Here is a 25,643-nt window from a genome sequence, read left to right as displayed (position 1 = left end):
CGTCAGTCCTTGCGCGCGCGCACGACGTAGATGCGGCGGCGATGACGTCCCCAGCCCCGCACCAGGTCGGCCTCGTGACCCGCGGCGAGGCCGATCCCCGCCTCGTCCTCGATCGCGAACCGCGCGGCGACGGCATCGCGGACCGTGCGGGCCGCAAGCGGAACGAAAGGCCCCTGCAGCGGAACCTGCCCCCGGCTCTCCACCGCGCGCCACTCGCGGCCGTAGCGCGAGGTCATGTTGCGCACGCCGGCAAGAAGCGTGCCACCGGGCCTCAGCACCCGCCGCGCCTCGTCGAGGATGCCGCCGAGATCCGGCACCTGCTCCAGCGACTGGGGGAAGTACACGATGTCGAGGCTGCCGTCCTCGAAGGGCAGACGGCCGCCGTCCGCGCGCAGGAAAGCCGTGCCCTCGCGCGTCAGGCCTTCCTGCCGGAGCCGTTCGCGGATGAAGGACAGGTTGTGGTCGGACAGCTCGACCACGTCGAGCCGCACGTCCTCGGGCAAATGCCGCAGCAGGTCGACCGTCGTGGTCCCGCCCCACGGCATGATCTCGGCCACCCGGGCGCCGGGCGCCACGGGCCCGAGGACATCCATCTCGCGCGCGGTCGCCGCGCCGTGCCGGGCCGAGACGAACACGCCCGCCGTCGGGGACTTGGCCCAGACCGAATAGCCGCGCAGGTCGCCGAGCTGGTCCCAGCTCCAGCGCACCGGATCCCATTCGGCGAAAGGGTTGTCGTGGTTGGCGATGCGGTCGGCCGGGTAGCTGTCGGCGGGCTTCACCGGGTAGACGGTGTGCGCGGGGCGATCGAACCGCTCGAAGGACAGGATGGTGTCGTCGGGCCGGCGCGGCGCCTTCAGTCCTGGCGCGGTCTCGGCGGCGCGGCCGATGGCGAGTGCCCCCAGGATCTCGAAGATCTGCGGGATGCCCAGCATCTCGCGCAACTCGGCATGTTCGCCGACCCCGGCGTTCCAGATGCCGGAATAGCCGCGCAGATGCGTGCTCAGGAGCATGTGGTAGGCGGCCGCGCCCACCGATTGCACGACCGAGTAGTTCCGGTGCGCCCAGCCCTTCTGGAAGGTGAGGTAGATGAGGGCGCTGCACTCGGCGAAATGCGGGTTTCCGCCGGCGATGTCGCGGGCCTGGCGGAGCGTGTCGCGGTCGGTGACCACGACGAAATGCCATTGCTGCTGGTTGCAGGACGACGGCGCCTGCGTGCCGTCCAGCACGATGCGCCGGATCACCTCTTGGTCCATGGGCTGCCCGTCGAAGGCCCGGCAGGAATGGCGGGCGGCGAGGCGGTCGAGGATCGCCTGGACCTCGGCATCGGTGCCAAAATGTTGGGCGGCACCGGGGGTTTGCGGATGCATCACGATTTCCCTTGCGCTTGGCTCTTGCATTTATTGACAGGGCGGGGCTCTAATGTAAACTGTTAACAGATCGCAGATTGCAGGATCGGCCCCCGAGGCCGGACCGCTCCAAGAACCCGCAAACGGGCACCCCATCAGAATGAAAGGTCACTAGATGCTCAACAGGTTGGTCACGACAACGCTCCTCGCGACGGCGCTCGGCGCAGGCGCGGCCCAGGCGCAGGAATTCCGGCTCAACTGGGGCCACTACCTGGCGAACGGCCCGTTCCTCGAGGTCGAGGACGAGTTCATCGCCGCCGTGGAAGAACGCACCGAAGGCCGCGTCGAATTCAACGTGGTCTATTCCGGAGGTCTCGGCGCCGGCGACGAACTGCTGACGCTCGCCGGCCGCGGCGCGGTCGACATCGCCTCGGTCGTCCCGGGATACTACGCCAACCAGCTGCTGTTCGCGAAGGCGCTGCAGATCCCGTTCGTCTTCGGCTCGCCCGGCGAGGCCATCGAGGCGGCCGAATATGCCTACGACAACATCCCGGCCTTCAAGGAAGAGCTCGACCAGTTGCGCGTGCGCCGGCTGTTCCACCAGCCGCTCGGGTCCTACTACTTTGCCGGCCCGTCGGACGAGTGCCAGACCCTCGACGGGTTGCAGGGCAAGAAGGTCCGCACCTTCGGGTCGGACATCCCCAAGATGATGGACGCCGTCGGCGCGGTGCCGCAATCGGTGCCCGCAGGCGACCAGTACGAGGCGCTGGAACGCGGCACCCTCGACTATGCCTTCGTCAACATCGGCAACATCGAGGCCTATCGCCTTTACGAGCCGGGCCCGAACCTGTGCGGCCCGGCGCTGTCCATGGCGGGACACATGGTGGTCGTCGGCGAGCGCACCTGGCAACGCCTGCCCGAGGACATCCGGACGATCATCATGGAAGAGGCGGAGAAGGCCCAGCAGCGCTACGTCGAGTGGGTCGACGCCAGCGAAGCCGGGTCCGCCGAGGCCGTCGAGGCCGAAGGCGCCACGATCCACGCCTATACCGACGAGCAGCTGGCCCAGTGGGACGAGGCTGCGCCCGACATGCTGGCCCAGTGGGTCGAGGAGCTCGAGGGCCGTGGCAAGGGCGAGGCGGCGCAGGAGACTGCCGATGCCTGGCGCGAGCTGATGGCCGACTGACGCCCCCACTTCACCGAAGATTCCACGCGGGCGGCCGAGGTGCCGCCCGCGCCTTGGCATGACGGAGACTGGCAATGCTGGACCGTGCACAACGGATCATCGAGCCCATGGCGTTCCTCGCCGTGCTGCTGGGCGGCGTCGGGCTGATGATCTCGATGTTCCTCGGCATGGGCGACGTGATCGGCTCGCTCTTCAACAAGCCGCTGCCCGGCGCGCTCGAAGTCACCGAAAGCACCATGGTGCTGATCGTCTTCGGCGGACTCGCCTACGCCCAGATCCGGCAGCGGCACCTCAGGGTGGAACTGGCCTATCTCCAGGCCGGGCCGAAGCTCCGATCCGTCATGGACATCGTGGCCTCGCTGAGCGGCATCGTCTTCTTCGGCCTGCTGACCTGGCAGGCCTACAACGAGGCGCTCTTCAGCTACCAGATCGGCGAGGCCACGTCGGGACTCGTGAGCTTCCCGCTCCTGCCCGCGCGCATCGCCGTCGTGCTCGGGGCCGGCCTCTACATCGTTCAACTCTGCCTCGACCTGCTGAAGGACTTCGCGACCTTCGGCCAGCCGAAGGACTTCGAGCTGGGCTGACCTGCCCCGCTCCGCCCCCAGAAAGGTTTCCCACGTGTTCGATCCCGTGACGGCCGCCCTCATCGTCATCGCGCTGGTCGCGTTCCTGCTCATCTCGGGCGCGCATATCGGCGTCTCGCTCGGACTTGCCGGCCTTCTCGGCATGACGCTGACCATCGGCTCGGGCGCGGCGATGGCCCAGCTGGCCACGGTGCCCTTCAGCACCACGAACTCCTTCACGCTCGCGGTCATTCCCCTGTTCATCCTGATGGGTTCGCTCGCGACGCAGGCGGGGCTGACCACGGAGCTCTACCACGCGGCCTACAACTGGGTCTCGCGGCTGCCCGGCGGGCTCGCGATGACCACCACGATCGCCTCCGCCGCGTTCGGCGCGGCGTCGGGATCGACCATCGTGAACGCCGCCGTCTTCACCCGCATGGCCATGCCCGAGATGACGAAGCTCGGCTATTCCAAGCAGCTCTCCGCGGGCTCGATCGCCGCCTCGGGCACGCTCGCCGCGATGATCCCCCCGAGCGTCCTGATGGTGATCTACGCGATCATCACCGAACAATCGGTCGGCATCCTCCTGATCGCGGGACTGGTGCCGGGCCTGCTGACCGCCGTGGTCTTCCTGGTCGGCATCTACGTCATGGTCCGGCGGAACCCCGAGATCGCGCCGCGGCCCGACAAGCCGATCCCGATGTCGGAAAAGCTCTCGTCGCTCAAGAACGTCTGGGGGATCGTCCTGCTCTTCTCGCTGGTGATCGGGGGCATCTACGGCGGCTTCTTCGTGCCGACCTATGCCGGCGCGGTCGGGGCCTTCGGCGCCTTCGTCATCGTCCTGCTCAAGCGGCGCGCCAAGGCGGGCGTGCTGGCCGAGACCTTCCGCGACGCGGTGCTGACAAGCTCGACCATCTTCACCGTGATCATCGGCGGCATGCTGTTCGCCCGCTTCCTGACCTATACCGGGCTCGTCGCCACGGTGTCCGAGGCGGTGCTGGGCCTCGGGCTGCCGCCCTTCGCCTATCTCATGGCCTTCGCGCTCCTGTTCCTGATCCTCGGCATGTTCATCGAGCCCATCGCGATCATGATCATGACGCTGCCGGTGATGTTCCCGGTGATGACCGAGGTCGGTTACGACCCGGTCTGGCTGGGTGTCATCGCGGTGAAGATGGCGGAGATCTCCCTCATCACGCCGCCCGTCGGGCTCAACGTCTACGTGGTGCGCAGCGCCTCGCCCGTGCCGCTCAGCCTCGGCGACGTCTTCCGCGGCGTCGCGCCCTTCATCGGGCTCGAGGCGCTGGTGCTGATGCTGCTGATCCTCTTCCCCGAGATCGCGACCTTCCTGCCCTCGATCGCCGGCTGACGCCGGAAGGAGCCGACATGACGCCGCCTGACCCGATCTTCGCCCACCTGCGCACCCTGACGGACTGGTCCGCCGGGCTGACCCCGGACGCCGTGCCCGCGGACATCCGGCGCCGCGCCGCGCTGATCCTCTGGGACGACCTGGGCGCGATGCTCGCCGCGCGGGACGAACCCGAGGTCCGGGCCCTGCGCCGCAAGATCGCCGAAAGCGGAGGGCGCGCCGAGGCCACCGTGTTCGACGGCGGGTCGACCCGCACCGACCGCTACAGCGCGGCGCTTGGCAACGGCAGCGCGGCCGACTGGTGCGAACTCGACGGCGGCTTCCGCCCGGTCGTCTGCCATGCGGCGCTCTACGTCCTGCCCGCGCTCCTGGCCGAGGCCGAAGCCGCGGATGCCGCGGTGCCCGACCTGCTGGCGGCGCTCGTGGTGGGCTACGAGACGGTCGCCCGCGTGGCGAAGGCATTCAGCTTTCCCGCGCTGAAGCTGCATCCGCATGGCGGTCTCGCCACGATCGGGGCGGCCGCCGCGGTGGCGCATCTGCGCGGCCACGACGCCGCAACCCGCCTCGACGCGCTCACGGGCGCCGCGACGCTGGTCGTGCCGGGCCCCTTCGGACACGCGGTCGAGGGGGCGCTGGTGCGCAATGTCTGGCCGGGGCATTGCGCGCAGAACGGCCTGCGGGCCGTCGACTGGGCCGAGATCGGCATCGCCGGAACGTCTTCGAGCCTGCGCGCCGTGTTCTGCGACATCCTCGGCGCGGATGCGGAGCCAGAGGCGCTGTCCGCGGACCTCGGGTCCGACTGGGCGGTGAGCCAAGGCTACCACAAGATGCACGCCTGCTGTCAGTACGCCCATTCGACGGTCGAGGCGATCCAGGGCGCACTCGACGGTCACGTCCTCGACGCGGCGGACATCTCCGAGATCCGGATCGAGACCCACGAGAAGGCCCTGAAGCTCGAGAACGCCGCGCCGCGGACCACGCTCGCCGCCAAGTTCTCGATGCAGCATGTTGCGGCGGCGACGCTCCTCACGGGGGCAGCCGATGCCGGCGCGTTCCATCCCGACACGCTGTCCGATGCGGGTTTTGCCGCGGTGCGGGACCGCGTGACGCTCGTGCCGTTCGAGCCCGCCCTGCCGGCGCCAGAGGATCGCCCCGCGCGCGTGCGCATCACGCTCGGCAGCGGACGGACGCTGACCGGCGAATGCCGCAGCGCGCGCGGCGGCCCGGATCGCCCGTTCACGCCCGACGAAATCCGCGAGAAGGGACGCCGTTCCATCGACGCGGCCTATCCCGGCGGCGCCGATCGCCTGGCGCCGATCCTCGGGGGCGCCGGCGACGGCCTGCGCTGGGGCAGCCTCGTGCGGGACATGACCGGCGCGGCGGCGCGGCACGAAGCCGCCCGCGCCTGAGGCGCGCGGGCGCGGTCAGCCGGTGTCGCGCAGCGTCGCCACGTAGACCTGCGCATGTCCCGTCCGATCCGAGGTGAAGACGACCTGCCGACCGTCCGGGGAAAAGCGCGGATGCGGGTGGGTGTGCTGCGGGGCATGCACCGTGACCGGGCCATCGTTGTAGGGAAACGGATGCGCCCAGTGCGCGCCCTGCGAGGACGCCCCGGGCGCGTGCAGGAACCGCGGGACACTGACCCCGTCGAGGTCGAGCGCGAAAAGGCCCCGATCCGGAAAGTTCGTGTCGCACACGAGCCGCCTGCCGCCCGGGTCGGGCGCACCGTGCCAGACGGGAAAACCCGTGACGGTGCCGACGGCGCCGGTGTCCACGTCGATCTCGCCCATGCCGTTCGGCCAGTCGACAAAAAGGACGCTGCGATGGCCGGGCCGCCAGACCTCGTGGGTGATCCACTGCATGTCGTGGCGCCGCTCGAAGATGCGGCGGCGGTTGCCCGCGCGATCGGTCACCCAGACGCGGTCGGTCATCGGGCCCGCGTAGAGGATGAGGTCGTCGTCGTCGGGGCAGAATTGCGGATGGCCGATGGTCGGACTTTCGAGGAAGACGTCGGCGGTGCCGCGCCCGGTGTCGATCATCCAGAAGCGGCTGACCCCGCCCGTCTTGACCGGGACCGCCCAGTAGCGGCCCGAGGCCGAGAGCGCCGTGGTCCCCATCGCGGCGCCGACCATGCCCGCCTCGCGCATCTCCGCCCCGCCGAACGCGACCAGCACCTCGACCGAGCCGTCCCGCGGCGAGACGCGTTTGCCCTCCTGTCCCGAGACGAAGTAGATCCAGCGCCCGTCCTTCGACGGGATCACCGACCATTCCGCCAGTGCCGGATCGTCGGTCAGCTGGACGAGCGCGCCCGTCTCCTGCCATTCGAGCCAGATCTGCGGCCGGCCCGTCCGGTGCGAGACCAGGACGAGAAAGGTCATCTCGCGGTCCCAGGCATTGACGAAGAAGAACGGATGGTGATGGATCGCGGCGCCCTCGGTCACCTGGCGCACGACGATGTCGTCCCGCTCCTCGACGATGCGTCCGCGGGTGGGGTGCAGGCTGTCGGGCACGACGCTCACTCCGCGGGCTTGACGAAGACCGGACGGGCACCGGCGCGGCGCGAGAACAGCGCGATGCCGCCGACGAGGAGCCAGCCCGCCGCCACCGCGGCAAGCCAGAGCGGCGTGCCCGACGGGGCGATCACGCCGACGAGCCCGGCCATGCCGATCGGCACGCGCGCGCCCCAGGAGAGCGGCCGGCCGCACCATCCGCCGAACGCCACGGCCCAGAGCGCGGTCGACACGAGCAGCGACAGCGCGCTCACGCCGATCTCGACCGCGCTGCCCTGCGCCAGGACGCCCATGTCGAAGACGAAGCCGAAGGGCACGAAGAAGGCCACGAGGCTCAGCCCGAAGGCCGAGATGCTGGTCCGGACCGCCGACGCGTCGCCGACGGCGGCCGCGGCGAAGGACGCGAGCGCGACTGGGGGCGTCACCATGGACAGGACGCAGTAGTAGAAGATGAAGAAATGCGCGGCGAGCGGCTGGATGCCGAGATCCTCGAGCGCCGGGACGAAGAGCACCGCGCCGATGATGTAGGCGGCGACCGTCGGCAGGCCCATGCCCATGACGATGCATCCGACCATGGCAAGCGCGAGCGACGCGTAGACCGACCCCTCGGAAAGCGACAGGAGTGAGCCCGCGAACTTGAGCGCGAGGTTCGACTGCACCGCGACGGCGATGATGATGCCGATGGCGGCGATGGGCACGGCCACCTCGGCCGCCTGCCGCGGCGCCTCGCGGAAGCCGTCCGCGATCTCGGACCAGCCGATCCGGGTCGACCGCCGCAGGAACGGCACGACGAGGCACGACACCGTGGCGAGAACCGCCGCGTAGGAGGCGGAATAGCCGCCGACGAGAAGCCCGATGAGCAGGAGCGGCGGCAGGATCAGGTGGATGCGCGGGCCGAGGCGTTCGGTGTCGGCCACCTCGGCGGCGGTCAGCGCGCGGATGCCGTCGCGGCGCGCGCCGAGGTCCACCACGAGCAGCAGCGCCAGGTAGAACGCCACCGCCGGGATGAGGCCCGCGAGCGCGATCTGCGCATAGGGCATGCCGAGGAGCTCTGCCATGATGAAGGCGGCGACGCCCATGATCGGGGGCATGAGCTGACCGCCGGTCGAGGCGATCGCCTCGATCCCCGCCGCGCGATGCGCCGAGAGCCCGGTGCGCTTCATCAGCGGGATGGTGAAGACGCCGGTCGAGACCACGTTGGCCACGGCCGAGCCGCTGATCGAGCCCATGAGGGAGGAGCCGATGATCGCGGCCTTCGCGGTCCCGCCGGTGGCACGGCCCGCCGCGCGGATCGCGAGGTCGATGAACAGCTGGCCGCCCCCCACCGCGGCGTAAAACGCGCCGAAGAGCACGAAATAGAAGACGAAGCTGATCGAGGTCGACGTGGTGATGCCGAGCACGCCCGCGGTCGTCATCGTCGTGATCTCGGTCGCCGCCTCGACGCCGAAACCGCGGAAGTTCAGCCAGCCGGGCAGCACGTCTCCCCAGAACGCGTAGGCGATGAAGGCGAGGACCACCCAGACGAGGATCCAGCCCACCGCGCGGCGCGATCCCTCGAGCAGCAGCAGGACCAGCGTCGCCCCCATGGCGATGTCGACCGGGAAGATCGGCGAGACGTTCTCCATTCGCGTGGTCAGCCGCTCGAAGCCGGCGAGGTAGTAGGTGCCGACCGCCAGCGCCGCGCCGATGGCGACCACGTCGACGGCGCGGCAGGCCCAGGCCGGCAGCGCAGCGGCGCGGAAGGGCTTGTAGAGGAACAGCAGGACCAGCGCGAAGCACAGGTGGATCGGCCGCGCCAGAAGCGGCTGCTGCGGCGAGAAGAGCAGCCAGATCTGGAAGGCGATGAAGGCGACACCGATCCCGAAGGCAAGCAGCCGGGCCGGGGTGTTTCGGGAACCTGCGAGCATGATCTCCTCCCTTGGAGCGCGCGACGTGGTCTGTCTGTCCGGCGGTGCGGCCGCGGCGCCCTCCCTGTGGCGGCGCGGCTCGGGTGGGCCCTACATCAGGCCCGCTTCCTCGTAATAGCGTTGCGCGCCCGGGTGCAGCGGCACGCCGGTGTTCTCGGGCGTCATCGCGGCGGCCGGATCGAACGCAGCCCAGGCACCGTGCGACGACTTGAGCGCCTCGGCGTTCTCGATGATCGCCTTGGTGACCTGGTAGGCGGTTTCCTCGTCGAGCGCGGCGCTGGCGATCAGCACGGTGCCGAGGTTGGCGCCGACGGTCTCGCCCTCCTGGCCCTCGAACCAGGGTCCGTAGCTGCCTTCGGTCAGGCCGTTCGAGGTCAGCAGGTCGAGCGCCGCCTGCGGCAGGTCGAGGAACGTCACGTCCGTGGTCAGCGCGACCTCCGTGATCGCGGGATGCCCCTTGATCATCGTGTCGATGTAGAGATCCGCGGCGCCGTTGCGCATCTGGTCGGCGATCTGGCCGGTATCCACCTGCGTGACCTCGCCGCCATTCGACTTTATGTCGTCGACGCTGGTGCCGAGGCTCTCGAAGATCATCTCGGCCACCGGCACCGCGGAGGACCCGACCGGCTTCATCAGCACGCGCACGGGTTCGTCCGAGCCGAGGATCTCCGCGAGGTCGCGCGTGCCGCGGGCCTCGACGAAATCCTGCCGCGCGATCACGCCCACGTAGACGTTGTTCAGCCCACCGACGAGCGCGCGGATGTCGGGTGCAGCCATGCCCTAGTAGACGTCGGCCCCCTGGCTGGCCCACACGGCCGAGGCGACGTTCGACAGGGCGATCTCGGCCTTGCCGTTCTGCACGACCATCGGGTTGGCGACGCCGCCGCCCCGCGCGATCACCTCGACCGAGTTGCCGCCGAGGATCGGCTCGATGATCTGCTCGAGCGTCGCGGCGAAGACGTACCAGGACGAGCCCTCGCGCATCGCGCCGATGCGGATGTCCTGCGCCGCGACGGCGGTCGCGCCGAGCGCGGCCACACTCGCGGCAAGCGCCGCCGACCGGGCCCGCTTGCGGATGAAGTCCAACATGCCTTTTCCTCCCTTGCTCCGGATGCCCCCGCGGGTGCCGCGGGGGCCGCTGTCTGCGTCACTCGGCCGCCATGCGGCTTTCGACCCGGCCGATGCCCGCGGCGTCGAACGCGGCCTCGATCTCGCGCTCCGCCGCGGCGCCGAGATCCTTGAGCGGCTCGCGGATCGTCGCGTGGTCAAGGAGCCCGCGATGGCGCAGACCGATCTTGAGAGCGACCGTCCCCTCCATGTGCGAGCCGCGGTGGTACACCGCCTTGGTCACCGGCAGAAGCTGCTCGTGGACCTTGCGCGCGGCGGTGTAGTCCTGCGCCTTGCCAGCCTTGATCAGCGCGATCAGCAGCTCGGGCGCGATGTTGCCGTAGCCCACAAGGAGGCCGTCCACGTCAAACATGGTCGGCAGCAGCCATTCGTCGTGGCACGACAGGATCTGCAGATCCGGCTGCGCCGCGCGCAGTTCGGGGATCTCGGTGTACCAGCGCTTCATGTTGCGCACGCCGTTCTTGGTGGCGACGCAGCCCGGCTGCGCCGCGATCTCGAGCTGGGTGTCGAGGTCGTAGCACGCCTTGGTGGCATCGGGGTACTGGAAGAGGATCGTCTGCAGGCCGCCCTCCTCGTGGATCGCCTTGTAGCGGTCCTGCGGCGCGCCCTTCTGGAAGCCGAAGCGCAGCCAGCCGTGGTTGGGATAGACCAGCGCGCCGGTCGCGCCGGCATCGTGCGAGCGCCTGGCCTCCTCGGCGGCGACCTTCGTGCCCTCGCCGGTGATGCCCGCGATGATGGGGATGTCGACCGCATCCTTGTAGGCGCGAATGAGCTCCAGCCGCTCGTCCGTGGTCAGGAACGTGCCTTCGCCCGCGTGGCCGAGGATGACCAGAGACTTCACGTCCTCGAAGCTCGCGAGCCATTTGGCGATGCGCACGTTCGCCTCGATATCCAGCGCACCGTCCCTGGTGAACGCGGTGACGGGGGCCGGGTTGAGGCCGCGAAGATCCATGGGTTGCATTGTGTAGCTCCTCCTGTGCGAGACGATGTCCGACCCACGGCGCGTTTGGGAACGTTTGTGGGAACGTTCCCAAATTCCCATTGCAGCACGCACGAGTCAAGTGCTAGTTTTCGGAAGGCGGCCCGAGCAGCCGGCAGGAGGAAGGCGCATGTATCCCGAAGACAGACGCGGCAAGGAGAAGGTGCGCGTGACGCTGCACGACGTCGCGAAGGCTGCCGGAGTGTCGAAATCGACCGTGTCGCGGATGCTCGACGAACGCCTGCCGCGGTCGGACACCGAGAAGGCCCGCCATGTCCGCCGCATCGCGGAAAAGCTCGGCTACGTGCGCGACGTCTCGGCCTCGAGCCTTCGGCGTGGCACGACCGGCATGATCGGCGTGATCGTGCCCCGCCTGACGGACACGGTGATGGCGATGCTCTACGAGGCGCTCGCGCGCGCCGCGGCGCGGACCGGGCACTTCACCATCGTCGCCACCACCGACGACGAACCCGAGGCCGACCGCAAGGCGGCGGACGCGCTCCTGCGCCGGGGCGTGGACGGGCTGGTGCTGTCGACCGCGCGCCGGGGCAGCGACTTCACCGCCGAGCTGGCTGCGCGCGACGTGCCTTACGTTCTGGCGCTGCGCCACAACGGTCGGAGCCTTGCCGCGGTGGGCGACGACCGGCTGGGCGGCTACCTCGCGACGCGGCACCTGACCGATCTCGGGCACCGGCGCATCGGCATCCTGACCGGCCCGGACTACGCCACCTCGGCGCAGGGCCGCGTCGAGGGCTACCGCCAGGCCATGACGGAAGCCGGCCTCGAAGTCGATCCCGCGCTGGTCGTCGGATCGACCTTCAGCATCGAATCGGGCGCCGAGGCGACGCAGAGGCTCCTGTCTCTCGACGCGCCGCCATCGGCCATCTTCGCGGTGAACGACAACACCGCGATCGGTGCCCTGTCCGCCATCGCGCGGCGCGGCCTGTCGGTGCCCGAGGACATCTCGCTCGTGGGCTACAACGACATCCCCATCGTCAGTCGCCTGCCCGTTCCGCTGACCACCGTGCGCGTGCCCTTCGACCAGATCGCGGCCGCGGCGCTCGACCTGCTGACCGCGACGGATCTTGCCGACGACGACCGCCTGCGGGTCGTGACGCCCTCGCTCATCCCGCGCCGGTCCACCGCGGCGCGCTAGCGCACGGCGGGATCAGCCGAACGCCTTGCGCAGCATGTTGAGGGCCGCGAGGATGATGAAGGCCGCGAAGACGCGGCGCAGCGTCTGCGCCGGCAGGACATGCGCCAGCCGGACGCCGATCGGCACCGTCAGGAAGGTCGCGATCACCGTGACCGCGAAAGCCGGCAGGCTCACGAAGCCGGCGGTCAGGGGTGGCACCGGGGCGGAGGGTGTCCGGACCAGGTAGGCCAGGGCCGCGGGCAGCGACACGAGCAACCCGAACCCCGCCGCGGTGGCGATCGCCACGTGCACGCTGCGCCCGAACGCCGTCAGGGTCGGTACGCCGAACGTGCCGCCGCCGATCCCCATCATCGCGCAGACGAAGCCGATGAACCCGCCGAGCGGGGCCGCCACCCGCCGGCGCGGCAGCGTCTCGGCCACCCGCCATCTCGGATTGCCCGCAAGGATGTAGAAGCCCATCACCAGCGCGATCGTGCCGAACACCGCCATCAGCGTGTCCGACCGCATCGAGGTGGCGGCGATTACGCCGCCCACGGCGCCGACGGACAGCCAGGGCGCGAAGAGCCGCAGCGCCGCGACGTCCACCGCCCCGCGCTTGTGGTGGCTCAGCACCGAGCGCAGCGAGGTCGCGACCACGGTGGCGGTCGAGGTTCCGACGCAGAGCTGCATCACCACCGCGTCCGACACCCCGAACCGGGTGAAGACGAACAGGAACACCGGCACGAGAAAGATGCCCCCGCCGATCCCCAGAAGACCCGAGATCACGCCCGAGAACCCGCCGGTGGCGAGGAGGAGCGGCAGGAAAAGCCAGAGGTCGTCGAAGGTCATGCAGCGTCCCGCGCGGTTCCGTCGCCTGCGGACCTAACCCGCAACCGCGCCGCATGCCACGCCCAAGATGGCCTGCGGGAGGCTCCCCGCGGCACCGACCACGATGAACATCTCCACCACGGACGAGCTCCGCTCCGCGTCCGAGACCTGCGGACATCGCCGGCATGCGCATAGAAGACGAGATGGGCAAAGCCACCGCGCGGCGCGCACGGCATCCCCGGATGGGTCCTCGACTGACGTCGCGCGGGCGACGGGTCAGGCCGCGTCGGGCGGCATGGGTGCGGTGCGGGAGACGAGCAGCTTGTCGATGCGGCGCCCGTCGAGATCGACGACCTCGATGCGCCAGTCGCCGATGGTGACGTGCTGGGCCACGTCCGGCAGGACGCCGGCGCGGTCGAGGACGAGGCCGCCCACCGTCTCGAAATCGCGCTCGGGCTCGATCTCGATCCCGAGGCGCGCGGCGAACTCGTCGACCGGCATCCAGCCCGCGACGAGCATCGACCCGTCCGGCCGCTCCACCAGCTTCGGCTCGTCGCGCTCGGTCTCGTCGAAGCCGCCGGTGATCGCGCCGAGGATGTCCATGGGCGTGATGACGCCCTCGAAATGGCCGTACTCGTCGTAGACGAGCAGCATGTGCGCGGGCGCCGTCTTGAGCCGCTCGATCACCTCGGTCGCGGCGAGCGCCTCGTGCACAACCGGCACCGCCACGGCGATGTCCCGCGGCACGAAGGCCTCGGCCGGCGCGAGCAGCACGTCGCGGCTGTGCAGGATTCCCACGATGTCGTCCGCGCCCCCGTCGCGCAGCGGCAGGCGCGAGCGTCCCGAGGCCGCGAACCGGGCGAGGACTTCTGCCCGGCTCTCGCGCGCGTCCGCGATCTCGACGTCGTGGCGCGGCGTCATCAGGCCGCGCGCGGTGCGGTCCGCGACCCGCATCACCCCCGCGATCATCTCGGTCTCGGCGGTCTCGATCACGCCGGCGCCCGCGGCCTCCGAGATCACCAGCCGGATCTCCTCGTCGCTGACCGTGGTCTCGCGCCGGCCCGACTGGCCGAGCAGCGCGAGGACCAGCGCGCCCGAGCGGTCGAGGACCCAGACGAGCGGCAGCGCGATCCGCGCGAGAAGCTGCATCGCCGGGGCCACGCGGGCGGCGACCGCCTCGGGATTCGAGAGCGCGATCTGCTTCGGGACCAGTTCGCCGACGATCAGCGACAGGTAGGTGATGACCACGACGACGATGCCCACGCCCACCTCCTGCGCGAAGCGCTCGGGCACACCGACCTCGGGCAGCACCGTCGCCAGCCGCAGGCCGAGCGTCGCGCCCGAGAGCGCGCCCGACAGGATGCCGACCAGCGTGATGCCGATCTGCACGCTCGACAGGAAGCGCCCCGGCTCCTCGGCCAGGCGCAGCGCCGCGCGCGCGCCCCGGTCGCCCTGCCGCGCCCGTGTCTCGAGCCGCGCGGGGCGCGAGGACACGACCGCGAGCTCGGACATCGCGAGGACGCCGTTCAGCACGATCAGCGCCAGGACGATCGACATTTCCAGAACCATGAGGGACCTCGTTCCCGCGCCACCCGGCGCGGCTGTGACGGATGACCGGCGCCCCCGCGGGCGGTACCCGGCGGTGCCGCCTTTCTGGACGCGCGGGCGGGCGGTCCGGTTCCGTATGTAGAGGCTCGCCGCCCGCGGCAAAAGTGCTTCCGCCGCATCCGCGAGCCCGATACGACCCCGCGACAATCGGCTTGATCGACGCCGCGGAACCGGTAGCGTCGGGATCTGGCGCGACCGGACCGGCCGGCGCGCGGCATCCTGCGCAATGGCCTCGAGGGGAAGTCATCACATGAAACGCGCCATGTTCCTGGTCCTGTTCGCGCTTGGCGGTGCGGGGGCGGCCCATGCGGAGGCCGACATCGCGGCGGGCGAGGAAACCTACCAGGGCGTCTGCCGCAACTGTCACGGCCCGAAGGCGCAGGGGATCGCGAGCTATCCGCGGCTGTCGGACAAGGACGCGGACTACCTGACCGAGCGGCTCGAGCGCTACCGCGACGGCGAGAAGATCGGCCCGAACTCGATGCTGATGATCCCGCACGCGAAGGAGCTGTCGGACGCCGACATCGCGAACCTCGCGGGCTACATCACCACTGCCTTCGACTGAGCCCCGCGCCGGGGGGCCGGATCCGACCCGGCCCCCGCCGCAACCCCTTCGGGCGACGAAATAAGCTGCCGGGTGTTTCCTTCTTTTCTACCGTCCCGAGAGTCGGCCTGACGCAGCGTCATCGCAGAATGGCCCGGCGCCCGGCCGACGGCGCACGTTTCAGGGAGGAAACAATGCTTCAACCACCGAGAAGATCCCTCGCCGCGCTTGTCCTGCCGGTCGTCGCGGGGGCCGCGATGACCGCGACCGCCGCCCTCGCGCAGTCGGGCATGAACACCACGAGCCTGCAGCACGAGGTCGTGCTCGAGGATCTCGAGAACCCGTGGGACATGGCCTTCCTCGAGGACGGCACGATGTTCTTCACCGAGAAGTGCAAGGGCCTGTCGGTGCGGATGCCCGACGGCACGGTGAACGCGCTGCTCGGCATGGGCGGCAGCGAGAGCTATCCCGACACCGCCGACGACCTCTTCTGCGAGGGCCAGGCCGGCATGATGGGAGTGGCGGTCGATCCGTCCTTCGCCGACAACCGCCGCATCTACGTCTATTCGACCTCGAACATGTCGGACCCGCACACCAACCGGCTGATGCGCCTCGTGGTGAACGAGGACTTCACCGGCGTGTCGGACCGCACCGACATCGTCGATGACGTGCCCTACAAGATGGCGGCCTCGGACCATCCGTTCGGCGGCCCCGGCGCGCACAATGGCGGCCGGGTCCGGTTCGGCCCCGACGGCGCGCTCTGGCTCACCACCGGGGACAACCACAACGAGGAAATCCCCCAGAGCCCGACCATCATGGGCTCCAAGGTGCTGCGGATGGACACCGACGGCAACGGACACCCCGACAACAGCCCGCCCGAGGGCTTCGACCCGCGCACCTACACCTACGGGCACCGCAACGTGCAGGGCATCGCCTTCCATCCGGACACCGGCGCCACGATCACGGCCGAGCACGGGCCCTGGCATTCCGACGAGATCACGGTGCTCACGAATGGCGGGAACGGCGGCTGGGATCCGCGTCCGAACATGGCCGGGCGCGGCGACTGCCCCGACGATTACTGCGGCTACAGCCCGAACCAGAACGACGGGATGAACCGCTACGAGCGCGCGGCCTTCATGCCGATGACCGACTTCGACACCTATCCCGACGCCATGCCCCCGGTCTGGACCAACAACGGCTGGTCGCAGGGCACCTCCTCGGCGGTCTTCCTCGAGGGCGAGCAGTGGGGCGACTGGAACGGCGCCATGGCGGTCGGCATCATGGGCATCGGCTTCGGCGGGACGCCCATCGGCCAGCGGATCGACGTCATCGAGTTCAACGAGGAGGGCACCGAGGTCGTGGACGTGACCGAGATGACCCTGCCCATGGAAGCGGGCCGCTTCCGCTCGCTGGTGCTCGGGCCCGACGGCAGCCTCTACACCGCGGTCGACGAGGGCATGATCCACAAGCTCACCCCGGGCAACTGAGCGACCGCGCGCCGCCCGACCCGGGCGGCGCGCACTAACGGCTTCGTAAGCTTTCTGGTGCATCCATGGCCCTCGTGGTCCGCGGGACCAGGGCTTGGGACAGATCGGCGCCATGACTGAGGCAGGGACACCGCGCCCCGACGACGCATCGGCCGCCCAGGGCCGCTGGCGGCGTGCCGCCGAACTGGCCGGCGCGCGCCGGGCCGCACGGGCCGCCGAGGACCGGCTCTGGGCCGCGATCGAGGCGCTGCCCGACGCCTTCGTCCTCTACGACGCCGAGGACCGCGTCGCGCTCTTCAACACCAAGTACCGCGACCTCTACGCCGCCTCCGCCGGCGCGATCCGCATCGGCGCCACGTTCGAGGAGATCCTGCGCGCGGGCCTCGCCCACGGCCAGTATCCCGAGGCCGCGGGACGGGAAGAGGCGTGGCTCGCCGAACGGCTCGAACGGCACCGCGCGCCGCGGGGGCCCATCGCGCAGGAACTGCCCGGCGGGCGCCACCTGCAGATCCACGAGGTCCGCTTGCCCAACGGCGACACGGCCGGATTCCGCGTGGACGTGACCGAGATCAAGCGCCGCAAGCAGGAACTGCGGGAAAAGGCCGCCGCGCTCGAGGTCGCGGCGACCACCGATTCCCTCACCGGCCTGCGGAACCGCCGCGGACTGGAACGCGCGGTGGCCGAGCTTGCCCGCACCTGCCCGAAATCCGCGCGCTTCGGTCTCCTGCACGTGGACCTCGACCGCTTCAAGCCGATCAACAGCGTCTTCGGCCATGCCGCCGGCGACTTCGCGCTGCGCCGCGTGGCCGAGGTTCTGACCCGCAGCGTCCGGCGCGAGGACGTCGTGGCACGCGTCGGCGGCGACGAGTTCGTGCTGGTGCTCACGCCGCCCTGCGACCGGCGCCGGGCGATGGCCGCCGCGCAGCGCATCCTCAGCCAGTGCAGCGAACCCGTGGACTGGAACGGCAAGACGCTGCGCTTCGGGGCGAGCATCGGCATCGCGCTTGGCCCCGCCGCCGACCTGCCGCGGATGCAGGCCGACGCCGACATCGCGCTCTACGAGGCCAAGAAGGGCGGGCGCAACCGCAACCTGCTGTTCAACGCAGACCTGCGCCACCGGGTCGAGGCGCGCAAGGCGCTGTCCGACGACCTGCTCGCGGGGCTCTCCCGCGGCGAGATCGAGGCGCAGTACCAGCCGCAGGTGGATGCGGCCGACGGAACGCTCGTGGGCTTCGAGGCGCTCGCGCGCTGGCGCCACCCGGTCCGCGGCCTGCTCGGGCCACAGGCCTTTCTCGGCATCGCCGAGGATCTGGGCCTCGTGCCCACCGTCGACCGGCTGATCTGCGACCACGCGATTGCCACCGGCCGCGCTCTGGTCGCGGCGGGGCATGCGCTCTCGACCGTGTCGGTCAATGTCAGCATGGGCCGCCTGACCGAGGGGCCGTTCGTCCAGCAACTGCCGTCCGGGCCCTGCGACGGCTTCCGCCTCAGCCTTGAGATCCTCGAGGCGGTGGATGTCGACCGCGACTTCGACGAAATCGCGTGGGTGTTCGACGCCCTGCGCGAGCGCGGCATCCTGATCGAGGTCGACGATTTCGGCAGCGGCCGCGCCTCGCTCACCTCCCTGCTCAAGATCCGGCCGGACCGGGTCAAGCTCGACAGCCAGATCGTGCGCGCGGCGCTCGAGGACACGCGCGGCGCCGGCGCCATGGTCCGCGCCATCGCCGAGATGTGCCATGGCCTCGGGATCCCCATGACCGCAGAGGGGATCGAGACCGCCGAACATGCGCGGCTCGTGCGCGAGATGGGCTGCGACCTCCTGCAGGGATATTACGTGTCGCCGCCGCTCGACCGCGGCGACCTCCTCTCCTGGGCCGCCGCGCGGTCCGCGCACCGCACCGCTTGAGGTCGCCCGCCCGGGGCGCTAGCGTCCGCCGCGCGGACCGGGCATCGGGAACGGAGGACGGCACATGCACAGCGACGAGGACGTGGACGCCGTCGGGCTGAAATGCCCGCTGCCGGTCCTGCGGGCGCGCAAGCGGCTCGTCCCCCTCGCGCCCGGCGCGGTGCTGCGGCTCGCCGCGACCGATCCCGCCGCGGTGGTGGACGTGCCGCATTTCTGCGCCGAGGCCGGTCACGCCTATCTCGGCGCCGAGGAGGGCGACGGCGTCACCTACCACTTCATCCGCAAGGGCGGCTGAGCCTCAGACGCCGAAGCCCGCATAGGGCCGGAACGTCACCGGGTCGCCCGGCGCGATCTCGGCTGCGCCATCCGGCAGCTCCACCAGGCCCGTGGCCCAGGCGAGGCCCGAGATGCGTCCCGAGCCTTCGGACCGGAACACATCTGCCCGGCCCTGCGCGTCGAGCCGGGCGCGCAGGAACTCGCGCCGGCCCGGCTTCTTCGATTTCGAGAATGCCGCCGGCACGGTGAAACCCGGGGGTTCGGTCCACCCCGCCCCCGACAGCATCGACAGGGCGGGCCGCGCGAAGACGAGCGCGCAGACGAAGGCCGCGACCGGGTTGCCGGGCAGGCCGAAGACCGGCACGCCGTCCCAGAGCGCCAGCGCCAGAGGACGTCCCGGCTTCAGCGCGATGCGCCAGCTCTGCAGCGTGCCCCGCGTGCGCAGGAGCCGCGACATGTGATCCTCGTCCCCGGCCGAGGCGCCGCCCGAGGTGAGGATCGCGTCGCACGTCGCCGCCCCGTGGTCGAGCCGGCGCGCGATGTCGTCCGCATCGTCGGGCGCCCGCCCGAGATCGACCGCGTCGATCCCCCAGCCCGCGAGCAGCGACAGGAGCATCGGCCGGTTCGCATCCGCGATCACGTGCGGCGGCGCGTCCGCCGCGACCCGGTCGGCAAGCTCGTCGCCGGTGGACAGCACCCCAACCCGGAGCCGCGCGCGCACCGGCACCTCGGACACCCCGAGCGCCGACAGGAGCGCGAGATCCGGCGCCCGCAGCACGTGGCCCGCGCCGAAGGCCGGCGTGCCCGCCACCACGTCCTCGCCCGCGCGGCGAGTGTTGGCTCCGGGCTTCACCGGGCCGTCGAACACGACCGCCGCACCGTCGCTGGCGCAGTCCTCCTCGAGCACCACGGTGTCGACGCCCTCGGGCAGGATCGCGCCCGTCAGGATGCGCACCGCCGCGCCCGGCGGCACCGCCCCGGCGAAGGGCTGGCCCGCCGCCGCCCGGCCCCGCACGAGCGGCAGGCGCTGCGGCCCCACGCCAATCGACGCGTGGGCAAACCCGTAGCCGTCGACAGCCGCGTTCGCTGCGGGCGGGTTCGACCGCAGCGCGGTGACCTCGCGCGCCAGCACCCGGCCCCCGGCATCCGCCAGCGGCACCGTATGGGATCCCGTGACCGCGTGCAGTCCCGCGCGCAGGCGCGCCAGCGCGTCGTCGACCGGGATCCACGCGACGCCCTGCGGCATGGCGAAACAATCGTCGCGCAGGCGCGGCGGCACCAGCGTCGACGGCACCGCCCGCCTGAGCGCCACGGCGTCGAGCACCCGCGGCGGCGTGCCGGACCGCGCGATGGCGAGAAGCGCGGCCGCGGCGAGCCGCATCCGCCACGCCTCGGGCGCGCCGCCCGACCGGCGCGCCTCGGCCTCGGCCTCGGCCGCGAGCGCCGCGGGGTCGAGCGCCACGCCCGGCTGCCCCGCGCTCTCCGGTCCCACGCCCACCACGTCGGCGGCAAGGTCCACGGGATCGAGCCCCGTCGCGTCGCCCTCGGCCCAGGCCGTGCGCGCGCCGTCGATGACCACGACCCTCACAGGCCGACCTCGGCCGCGATGAAGGCCGCGATGCCGGCGGTGTCGTCGAGATCGAAGAGCGGCACGCCGATCCCGTCGAGCGGCGTGTCGGACGCGACCGCACGCACCGACGCGGACGTCGGCGCCAAGAGATCGCGGCCGGCGGCAGCCCGGTGCGTCTCGATCTTCGGGTGCGGCTCGGACTTGTAGCCCTCGATCAGCACGAGGTCGGCGGGCGAGAGCCGCCCCAGGAGCTCGGACAGCGGCGGCTCTGGCGCCCCCGCGAGCTCGGCCATCAGCGCCCAGCGATGCGGTGAGGCGACCAGCACCTCGGCCGCGCCGGCCTCGCGGTGGCGATAGCTGTCGGTGCCCGGCCGGTCGGTCTCGGTCGCGTGGTGGGCATGCTTGACCGTGGCGACGCGCAGGCCCTGTCCCGCGAAATGCGCGACCAGCCGGACCACCAGCCCGGTCTTGCCGGTGTTCTTCCACCCCGTGACGCCGTAGACCCTCACCGCGCCGCCCCCGCGAGCAGCGCCTCGGCGGCGTCGATGTCCTCGGGGCGGTTGATGTTGAAGAAGGGATCGAACGGATCGGTCGCGAAGGTCGCCGTGCCCGCGCCGTGGCGGTCGGTCCAGAGCACCACCTTGCGCAGCCCGTCCCCGAGCGCGGCGCGCAGGTCGTGGCGCAGCGCCACGGGCCAGAGCCCGAAGGTCGGGTGCCGCCGCAGCACGCCCTCCGCGTCGGGCGTCGCGGCCAGGGCGAGACCCGAGGGCGCCGCCGCCCCGCGCAGCCGGGCCACGAGATCCGCGGGGAAGAACGGCGTGTCGCCCGCGACGCTGACCACGGCCTCCGCCCCGAGGTCCGCCGCCCAGTCGAGCCCGGCCAGCACGCCGGCCAGCGGACCCGGCCGGTCGGGCAGCGTGTCGGGCAGGACCGGGAGGCCCCACGCCCCGAGCCGCGCGGGATCGCCGTTCGCGTTCAGCGCCACCGGCCCGCATTGCGGACCGATCCGGTCGAGCACGTGGGCGAGGATGGGGCGCCCCGCAAGCGTGCGGAGCGGCTTGTCGCCGCCGCCCATCCGCGTCGCCGCGCCGCCGGCCAGCACCACCGCGGGCAGGAGGTCAGTCAAGGGCCGCCGCCTTGCGCCGGTGGCGCGTCCCCTCGTCCGACACGGCGCCCGGATCGGCATCGCGCACGAGCCGCTCCTCGCCCGCGAGGCAGACGAACCGCTGGCCGCGCAGCCGCCCGATCAGCGTCAGCCCGACCTGGCGGGCGATCTCGACGCCCCAGGCGGTGAAGCCCGACCGCGAGGCGAGGACCGGGATGCCCATGAGCGCGGTCTTGATGACCATCTCGGACGTGAGCCGGCCGGTGGTGTAGAGGATCTTGTCCGCGGGGCTCACGTCCTCGCGGAACATCCAGCCCGCCACCTTGTCGACCGCGTTGTGGCGCCCGACATCCTCCATGTAGACGAGCGGGCGGTCGGCCTGGCACAGCACCGTGCCATGGATCGCGCCGGCCGCGAGGTAGAGCGACGGCATCGTGTTGATCTCGCGCGCGAGCGCATAGAGCCAGCTCGTCCGGCACTCGGCCGCGGGCAGGGTCAGGCCCTCGAGCCCCTCCATCATGTCGCCGAAGACGGTGCCCACCGCACAGCCCGAGGTCCGGGTCTTCTTCTTCAGCTTCTCCTCGTGCCGCGTCTCGCGCTCGGTGCGCACCACGACGACCTCGGTCTCCTCGTCCACGTCGATGCCGGTCACCACGTCGTCGTCGCGCAGCATGCCCTGGTTGCGCAGGAATCCCACGGCGAGGTAATCGGGGTGATCGCCGATGGTCATGGCGGTCACGATCTCCTGGCTGTTGAGGAAGATCGTCAGCGGGCGCTCCTCGACCACCGCGATCTCGACCTCGGCGCCGGTATGGTCGCGCCCCAGGACCGCCCGCGTCAGCCGCGGATCCGTCGGGTCGGGCAGGATGGGCTTGCGGTCGGGCATGGGGGCGGTATCCTCCTTCCGGCGCATCTTGTCGGCTGCGCCGCGGGTCCGCAAGGCCCGCTCACGGGGAGATCAGATGCTCGGGTTCTTCACCTGCCGCCAGCGGGGCGGCACCGATCCCATGGTGGCGGCACTCGCCCGCCGCCTGCAGCAGGCGGGGCTCCACCTCGCAGGCGCGGTGCAGGAGAACATCGAGCGCCCGGGGCGTCGCCACTGCCACATGGAGTTGCACGTGCTCGCGGGCACGCGCCGCGTGCGCATCAGCCAGGACCTGGGCGAGCATGCCCGCGGCTGCCGGCTCGATCCCGACGGGCTCGAACGCGCGGCGGCGATGGTCGCGGGCGCGCTCGATGCCCGCGTCGACCTGCTGATCGTGAACAAGTTCGGCAAGCAGGAATGCGACGGCCGCGGCTTCCTGCCGGTGATCGGCGAGGCGCTGTCGCAGGGCGTGCCGGTGCTGGTGTCGGTGTCCGACGCGAACCGTGCGGCGTTCCTGCAGATCGCCGACGGCATGGCGGAGGAACTGGCGCCCGAGCCCGAGGCGCTCTTTGCCTGGGCCCGCGCGCGGGTGCGTGACCGCGCCGCCTGAGCCGCGTCGCCCCTATTCGAGCCGAACGCTGTCTGCCGACTGGGTCGCGGCACTCGACAGGCCCAGCTGCTCGAGGCCGTATTCGGCCCCGAAGGCGATGACGAAGATCGACACGAAGGCAAGAAGCATCGAAGGCATGGGGGTCTCCGTTCAGTTGGCGGCGGTGGCCTGCCGAAGGTAGTCGATCAGGTCCGCGCGATCCTCGGGACGCGCGATCTGCTGCATGGGCATCTTCGAGCCCGGCGTGACGTGGTCGGGACCAAGCGCGAAGAGCGCGTCGATGGTCTCGGCCGTCCAGACGATGTCGCTCTGCCGGAGCGCGTCGGAATAGGGATAGCCCGGCAGACTGCCCGCCGCACGCCCGAAGACGCCGGCAAGCGACGGCCCCGCGCGCCGCGCGCCGTCGGGGCCGAGCGTGTGGCAGACCGAACACTTGCGCAGGAACTGCCGCTCGCCGTTCGGCACGGCTGCGGGATCGGTGTGGAAGGCGCGCGCGGCCTCGGCGATCTGTGGCGCCTCCGACGTGGCCTCCGCGAGCGGCCAGAGGAACGCCTCGTCCGCGATGCCGCCCGCGATCACCCCCGATCCGTCGGGGGTGAAGGCCAGCGCCCAGATCGGGCCGTTCGCGGCGGCGCGGAAATCGTGCAGGACATTCCACGCGGCCGCGCCCACGACCATGATGTGCCCCTCGCCATCGCCGATGGCCAGCATGTCCCCCGCGGGCGGCACTGCCAGCGCCAGCACGGGCCGCCGTTCGCCGGAGAGGTCCGCCACCGTCTCGCCCGTGGCGAGGTCGAGGATGCGGGTGCCGCCGTCGAGCCCGCCATAGGCGAGCCACGTCCCGTCCGGCGCCCGCGCCAGCACGTTCACCCCGAAGCCGTGATCGGCGAGGCGGCGCACCGGCTCCCGCGCCGCCACGTCCCAGTCGAGCACGAGGCCGTCATAGCCGGCCGAGTAGATATGCGTGCCGTCGGTGCTCCATGCCACGTCGTTGACGTTGCCCTCGTGGTCGTCGAGGACCGCGCGCTCCGCGCCCGTCGCGATGTCCCAGAGCCGGATGGTGCCGTCCCAGCTTGCCGTGGCGAGCGTCGTCCCGTCGGGCGAGGGGCGCACCGCCGTCACCTTGCCCTGGTGCCCCTCGAACCGGCGCACCATCGTGCCGGTGCCGAGGTCCCACAGGATCGCGGTGAAATCGTCACCCGCCGACAGCACATGCCCGTCCCCGAGGAAGGCCACGTCGACGACCGCCGCGCGATGACCGTCGAGCCAGCGCGGGTCCCCGCCGCCGATCGGCCACAGGCCGACCGCGTAGTCGAAACTGCCGGTCAGCACCCGGTCGCCCGACACCGCGATGTCCATGACCGGGCCGCCGTGGCCCGCGAAGCTGCGGAAGCCCTCGGCGGCCAGCGGCGTCGACAGCGCCGCGAGGACGAGCGCCAGCGCCGCCCGCATCGCTATTCGGCAGGTGTGGCGGCGCGGCCGCCGCGACGCTTGGCCTCGACCTTGGCCGCCCAGATCGAATGGTGCTCGCGGGCCCAGTTCACGTCCACCTGGCCGCTGCCCATGGCATCGTAGGCGCCCTCCATGCCGACCGTGCCGATGTAGATGTGCGCGATGATGATCGCCATCAGCACGAAGCCCACGATCGCGTGCCAGAGCTGCGCATACTGCATCTCCTCGTGCGGGGCGAGCTGCGCCGGGAACGGATCGAGCCCGAGGATCGCCGGCACGCCCATGTCGTTCAGGATGCCGAAGGTCTTGGCGAACATCGGGATCTCGAACGGAAAGAGGAGCGACAGGCCGGAGGCCGAGATCGACGCCCCGAAGATCACCACCGACCAGAAGATGACCTTCTGCCCGGCGTTGAACTTCTTCGCCGGCGGATGCTCCTTGCCGAAGATGCCGCCGCCCTTGGCGATCCAGTTGAGGTCGGTCTTGTCAGGCAGGTTGTGCCAGACCCAGAACAGGAACACCAAAACCAGGGCCAGCATGAAGGCCCAGCTGACGTTGTTGTGGATCCACTTGGAATAGAGCGCGAGCGTCGCGTAGCCGTCCTTGCCCATGAGCGGGATCAGGCCCTTGCGCCCGAAGAGCGTGATGAGACCCGTCAGGCCCAGCAGGATGAACGAGCCGGCGAGCAGCCAGTGGGCGAAGCGTTCGATGGCGGTGAATCGCAGGATCGTGCGGCCCGACTTGCCCTTGCCGATCCGGACGCGGCCGCGCACGAGGAAGAACAGCGTCAGCACGCCGATCGTGCCGAGCAGCAGGATGCCGCCCCAGGTGGACAGCGGGCCCTGCCGGAACTGCTGCCACCACATGCCGTTGTCCTGCATCAGCACGCGCGCGGGCGCATCGCCCGCCGACACCCTCACGTCCGCGGTGCCGAAGCGCAGCGCCTCCCACACCTCGGCATCCGAGGTGCCGCCGAGCGTGCCGAGCTGGCTGCGGATCTCGTCCGCGCCCTCGGCCGCGCTGCCGTAATCCCGCGGCGTGCGGTCCACGTCGAGGCCCTGCTGGCGTGCGAGGATGTCCTCGAGGCTCGACGCCCCGCCCACCGCCTCGCGCGCCTCGGCGAGCGCCTCCTGCGGCGGGCCCGCGGGTTCGGCGTTGCGCAGGACGAAGAGGCCGCCCGCCACCGCCAGAACGAGACCGATCAGTAGGAACCACCCGAAACCCGACGATCCCCTGCCGCCCGATGCCGTCGTCGCCATGCTGCCGTCCTCC

General features: G+C 71.1%; 25 protein-coding genes. 10 read left to right on the top strand and 15 right to left on the bottom strand.

Going from position 1 to position 25,643, the window contains the following annotated elements; all coding sequences use genetic code 11:
* Nucleotides 1-2: 2 nt before the first annotated feature.
* Nucleotides 3-1,367: a nitroreductase family protein gene (locus RISW2_RS23415; protein ID WP_051491774.1), complete on the bottom strand. Its 1,365-nt coding sequence runs from the start codon at nucleotides 1,365-1,367 to the stop codon at nucleotides 3-5.
* A gap of 154 nt (nucleotides 1,368-1,521) precedes the next feature.
* On the opposite strand from RISW2_RS23415, the gene dctP reads away from it, so the two are divergent.
* The 4 genes from dctP (at nucleotide 1,522) to RISW2_RS03635 (ending at nucleotide 5,870) form a co-directional block, all read left to right on the top strand.
* Nucleotides 1,522-2,532 (top strand): TRAP transporter substrate-binding protein DctP, encoded by a 1,011-nt coding sequence (dctP, locus tag RISW2_RS03650; protein ID WP_043766774.1) that lies wholly within the window; start codon nucleotides 1,522-1,524, stop codon nucleotides 2,530-2,532.
* 74 nt (nucleotides 2,533-2,606) lie between these two features.
* A complete protein-coding gene (locus tag RISW2_RS23410) occupies nucleotides 2,607-3,116 on the top strand; it encodes a TRAP transporter small permease subunit (RefSeq protein WP_051491773.1) in 510 nt (169 codons plus the stop codon).
* Nucleotides 3,117-3,150: 34 nt separating this feature from the next.
* Nucleotides 3,151-4,461 carry a TRAP transporter large permease gene (locus RISW2_RS03640; RefSeq protein WP_043766771.1) on the top strand — a complete coding sequence of 437 codons (1,311 nt, stop codon included), beginning with the start codon at nucleotides 3,151-3,153 and terminating at the stop codon, nucleotides 4,459-4,461.
* Nucleotides 4,462-4,478: 17 nt separating this feature from the next.
* Entirely contained in the window at nucleotides 4,479-5,870 is a 1,392-nt protein-coding gene (locus RISW2_RS03635; protein WP_051491772.1) for an MmgE/PrpD family protein, read from the top strand.
* 15 nt (nucleotides 5,871-5,885) lie between these two features.
* Here the strand turns inward: RISW2_RS03635 and RISW2_RS03630 are convergent, their stop codons facing one another.
* From RISW2_RS03630 to RISW2_RS03615, 5 genes are all read right to left on the bottom strand, one after another.
* Nucleotides 5,886-6,971, bottom strand: a complete 1,086-nt coding sequence (locus RISW2_RS03630; RefSeq protein WP_043766983.1) for a TolB family protein — start codon at nucleotides 6,969-6,971, stop codon at nucleotides 5,886-5,888.
* Nucleotides 6,972-6,976: 5 nt separating this feature from the next.
* On the bottom strand, nucleotides 6,977-8,878 hold the full coding sequence (locus RISW2_RS25595) for a TRAP transporter permease (RefSeq protein WP_051491771.1): 1,902 nt from the start codon (nucleotides 8,876-8,878) through the stop codon (nucleotides 6,977-6,979).
* 90 nt (nucleotides 8,879-8,968) lie between these two features.
* Entirely contained in the window at nucleotides 8,969-9,655 is a 687-nt protein-coding gene (locus tag RISW2_RS03620; protein ID WP_211238658.1) for a TAXI family TRAP transporter solute-binding subunit, read from the bottom strand.
* 3 nt (nucleotides 9,656-9,658) lie between these two features.
* Nucleotides 9,659-9,967 carry a TAXI family TRAP transporter solute-binding subunit gene (locus RISW2_RS25440; protein ID WP_211238657.1) on the bottom strand — a complete coding sequence of 103 codons (309 nt, stop codon included), beginning with the start codon at nucleotides 9,965-9,967 and terminating at the stop codon, nucleotides 9,659-9,661.
* A 58-nt stretch (nucleotides 9,968-10,025) separates the two neighbouring features.
* Nucleotides 10,026-10,967, bottom strand: coding sequence for a dihydrodipicolinate synthase family protein (locus RISW2_RS03615; protein ID WP_043766768.1), 942 nt, complete (start codon nucleotides 10,965-10,967; stop codon nucleotides 10,026-10,028).
* A 148-nt stretch (nucleotides 10,968-11,115) separates the two neighbouring features.
* Between RISW2_RS03615 and RISW2_RS03610 the strand changes: the two genes are divergently transcribed.
* The gene (locus tag RISW2_RS03610; RefSeq protein ID WP_043766765.1) at nucleotides 11,116-12,141 is read left to right on the top strand and encodes a LacI family DNA-binding transcriptional regulator; all 1,026 of its coding nucleotides are present in this window, start codon (nucleotides 11,116-11,118) and stop codon (nucleotides 12,139-12,141) included.
* Between the two features lie 12 nt (nucleotides 12,142-12,153).
* Here RISW2_RS03610 and RISW2_RS03605 read toward each other — a convergent pair whose 3' ends face one another.
* Both RISW2_RS03605 and RISW2_RS03600 read right to left on the bottom strand, forming a co-directional pair.
* The gene (locus RISW2_RS03605) at nucleotides 12,154-12,969 is read right to left on the bottom strand and encodes a sulfite exporter TauE/SafE family protein (protein ID WP_043766761.1); all 816 of its coding nucleotides are present in this window, start codon (nucleotides 12,967-12,969) and stop codon (nucleotides 12,154-12,156) included.
* A gap of 255 nt (nucleotides 12,970-13,224) precedes the next feature.
* Nucleotides 13,225-14,517 carry a hemolysin family protein gene (locus RISW2_RS03600; RefSeq protein ID WP_043766758.1) on the bottom strand — a complete coding sequence of 431 codons (1,293 nt, stop codon included), beginning with the start codon at nucleotides 14,515-14,517 and terminating at the stop codon, nucleotides 13,225-13,227.
* Between the two features lie 289 nt (nucleotides 14,518-14,806).
* Here RISW2_RS03600 and RISW2_RS03595 point away from each other — a divergent pair, with 289 nt between their 5' ends.
* The 4 genes from RISW2_RS03595 to RISW2_RS03580 all read left to right on the top strand — a co-directional run bounded on the left by RISW2_RS03595 (nucleotide 14,807) and on the right by RISW2_RS03580 (nucleotide 18,788).
* Entirely contained in the window at nucleotides 14,807-15,121 is a 315-nt protein-coding gene (locus RISW2_RS03595) for a c-type cytochrome (protein ID WP_043766755.1), read from the top strand.
* 173 nt (nucleotides 15,122-15,294) lie between these two features.
* The gene (locus tag RISW2_RS03590; protein WP_043766752.1) at nucleotides 15,295-16,587 is read left to right on the top strand and encodes a PQQ-dependent sugar dehydrogenase; all 1,293 of its coding nucleotides are present in this window, start codon (nucleotides 15,295-15,297) and stop codon (nucleotides 16,585-16,587) included.
* A 112-nt stretch (nucleotides 16,588-16,699) separates the two neighbouring features.
* Nucleotides 16,700-18,493 carry a putative bifunctional diguanylate cyclase/phosphodiesterase gene (locus RISW2_RS03585; protein ID WP_156943775.1) on the top strand — a complete coding sequence of 598 codons (1,794 nt, stop codon included), beginning with the start codon at nucleotides 16,700-16,702 and terminating at the stop codon, nucleotides 18,491-18,493.
* Between the two features lie 64 nt (nucleotides 18,494-18,557).
* A complete protein-coding gene (locus RISW2_RS03580; protein ID WP_043766749.1) occupies nucleotides 18,558-18,788 on the top strand; it encodes a sulfurtransferase TusA family protein in 231 nt (76 codons plus the stop codon).
* 3 nt (nucleotides 18,789-18,791) lie between these two features.
* Here the strand turns inward: RISW2_RS03580 and RISW2_RS03575 are convergent, their stop codons facing one another.
* Genes RISW2_RS03575 through fdhD form a run of 4 tightly spaced genes read right to left on the bottom strand, consistent with a single transcriptional unit; the run spans nucleotide 18,792 to nucleotide 22,330 of the window.
* Nucleotides 18,792-20,357, bottom strand: a complete 1,566-nt coding sequence (locus RISW2_RS03575; protein WP_341872003.1) for a molybdopterin-binding protein — start codon at nucleotides 20,355-20,357, stop codon at nucleotides 18,792-18,794.
* The gene (mobB, locus tag RISW2_RS03570) at nucleotides 20,354-20,848 is read right to left on the bottom strand and encodes a molybdopterin-guanine dinucleotide biosynthesis protein B (protein ID WP_043766746.1); all 495 of its coding nucleotides are present in this window, start codon (nucleotides 20,846-20,848) and stop codon (nucleotides 20,354-20,356) included. The genes RISW2_RS03575 and mobB overlap by 4 nt, the downstream gene beginning before the upstream one ends.
* On the bottom strand, nucleotides 20,845-21,465 hold the full coding sequence (gene mobA / locus RISW2_RS03565) for a molybdenum cofactor guanylyltransferase MobA (RefSeq protein WP_043766743.1): 621 nt from the start codon (nucleotides 21,463-21,465) through the stop codon (nucleotides 20,845-20,847). The genes mobB and mobA overlap by 4 nt, the downstream gene beginning before the upstream one ends.
* Nucleotides 21,458-22,330 carry a formate dehydrogenase accessory sulfurtransferase FdhD gene (fdhD, locus tag RISW2_RS03560; RefSeq protein WP_043766740.1) on the bottom strand — a complete coding sequence of 291 codons (873 nt, stop codon included), beginning with the start codon at nucleotides 22,328-22,330 and terminating at the stop codon, nucleotides 21,458-21,460. The genes mobA and fdhD overlap by 8 nt, the downstream gene beginning before the upstream one ends.
* 76 nt (nucleotides 22,331-22,406) lie before the next feature.
* On the opposite strand from fdhD, the gene RISW2_RS03555 reads away from it, so the two are divergent.
* Nucleotides 22,407-22,919 (top strand): DUF2478 domain-containing protein, encoded by a 513-nt coding sequence (locus RISW2_RS03555; RefSeq protein ID WP_043766737.1) that lies wholly within the window; start codon nucleotides 22,407-22,409, stop codon nucleotides 22,917-22,919.
* 12 nt (nucleotides 22,920-22,931) lie between these two features.
* On the opposite strand, the gene RISW2_RS25790 is transcribed toward RISW2_RS03555, so the two are convergent.
* Genes RISW2_RS25790 through RISW2_RS03545 form a run of 3 tightly spaced genes read right to left on the bottom strand, consistent with a single transcriptional unit; the run spans nucleotide 22,932 to nucleotide 25,630 of the window.
* Entirely contained in the window at nucleotides 22,932-23,057 is a 126-nt protein-coding gene (locus RISW2_RS25790) for a hypothetical protein (protein ID WP_280113151.1), read from the bottom strand.
* A 12-nt stretch (nucleotides 23,058-23,069) separates the two neighbouring features.
* Complete coding sequence (locus tag RISW2_RS03550) at nucleotides 23,070-24,371, bottom strand: c-type cytochrome (RefSeq protein WP_043766734.1); 1,302 nt, start codon at nucleotides 24,369-24,371, stop codon at nucleotides 23,070-23,072.
* A 2-nt stretch (nucleotides 24,372-24,373) separates the two neighbouring features.
* The gene (locus RISW2_RS03545) at nucleotides 24,374-25,630 is read right to left on the bottom strand and encodes a formate dehydrogenase subunit gamma (protein WP_084615235.1); all 1,257 of its coding nucleotides are present in this window, start codon (nucleotides 25,628-25,630) and stop codon (nucleotides 24,374-24,376) included.
* Nucleotides 25,631-25,643: the final 13 nt, after the last annotated feature.

Origin of the sequence: Roseivivax isoporae LMG 25204, assembly GCF_000521865.1 — a bacterium.
GTDB classification, from domain to species: Bacteria; Pseudomonadota; Alphaproteobacteria; order Rhodobacterales; family Rhodobacteraceae; genus Roseivivax; species Roseivivax isoporae.
This window is presented reverse-complemented; position numbering and strand designations above follow the sequence as displayed.

Excerpts from the sequence above, each read along its gene's own strand:
- RISW2_RS03635 (WP_051491772.1), top strand. The coding sequence starts at position 4,479 with ATGACGCCGCCTGACCCGATCTTCGCCCACCTGCGCACCCTGACGGAC.
- RISW2_RS03600 (WP_043766758.1), bottom strand. The coding sequence starts at position 14,517 with ATGGTTCTGGAAATGTCGATCGTCCTGGCGCTGATCGTGCTGAACGGC.
- RISW2_RS03550 (WP_043766734.1), bottom strand. The coding sequence starts at position 24,371 with ATGCGGGCGGCGCTGGCGCTCGTCCTCGCGGCGCTGTCGACGCCGCTG.
- RISW2_RS03605 (WP_043766761.1), bottom strand. The coding sequence starts at position 12,969 with ATGACCTTCGACGACCTCTGGCTTTTCCTGCCGCTCCTCCTCGCCACC.
- RISW2_RS25440 (WP_211238657.1), bottom strand. The coding sequence starts at position 9,967 with ATGTTGGACTTCATCCGCAAGCGGGCCCGGTCGGCGGCGCTTGCCGCG.
- RISW2_RS03555 (WP_043766737.1), top strand. The coding sequence starts at position 22,407 with ATGCTCGGGTTCTTCACCTGCCGCCAGCGGGGCGGCACCGATCCCATG.
- RISW2_RS25595 (WP_051491771.1), bottom strand. The coding sequence starts at position 8,878 with ATGCTCGCAGGTTCCCGAAACACCCCGGCCCGGCTGCTTGCCTTCGGG.
- RISW2_RS03545 (WP_084615235.1), bottom strand. The coding sequence starts at position 25,630 with ATGGCGACGACGGCATCGGGCGGCAGGGGATCGTCGGGTTTCGGGTGG.
- RISW2_RS03590 (WP_043766752.1), top strand. The coding sequence starts at position 15,295 with ATGCTTCAACCACCGAGAAGATCCCTCGCCGCGCTTGTCCTGCCGGTC.
- dctP (WP_043766774.1), top strand. The coding sequence starts at position 1,522 with ATGCTCAACAGGTTGGTCACGACAACGCTCCTCGCGACGGCGCTCGGC.
- RISW2_RS25790 (WP_280113151.1), bottom strand. The coding sequence starts at position 23,057 with ATGCCTTCGATGCTTCTTGCCTTCGTGTCGATCTTCGTCATCGCCTTC.
- RISW2_RS03620 (WP_211238658.1), bottom strand. The coding sequence starts at position 9,655 with ATGGCTGCACCCGACATCCGCGCGCTCGTCGGTGGGCTGAACAACGTC.
- RISW2_RS03580 (WP_043766749.1), top strand. The coding sequence starts at position 18,558 with ATGCACAGCGACGAGGACGTGGACGCCGTCGGGCTGAAATGCCCGCTG.
- RISW2_RS23410 (WP_051491773.1), top strand. The coding sequence starts at position 2,607 with ATGCTGGACCGTGCACAACGGATCATCGAGCCCATGGCGTTCCTCGCC.
- RISW2_RS03615 (WP_043766768.1), bottom strand. The coding sequence starts at position 10,967 with ATGCAACCCATGGATCTTCGCGGCCTCAACCCGGCCCCCGTCACCGCG.
- RISW2_RS23415 (WP_051491774.1), bottom strand. The coding sequence starts at position 1,367 with ATGCATCCGCAAACCCCCGGTGCCGCCCAACATTTTGGCACCGATGCC.
- RISW2_RS03585 (WP_156943775.1), top strand. The coding sequence starts at position 16,700 with ATGACTGAGGCAGGGACACCGCGCCCCGACGACGCATCGGCCGCCCAG.
- RISW2_RS03595 (WP_043766755.1), top strand. The coding sequence starts at position 14,807 with ATGAAACGCGCCATGTTCCTGGTCCTGTTCGCGCTTGGCGGTGCGGGG.
- RISW2_RS03610 (WP_043766765.1), top strand. The coding sequence starts at position 11,116 with ATGTATCCCGAAGACAGACGCGGCAAGGAGAAGGTGCGCGTGACGCTG.
- fdhD (WP_043766740.1), bottom strand. The coding sequence starts at position 22,330 with ATGCCCGACCGCAAGCCCATCCTGCCCGACCCGACGGATCCGCGGCTG.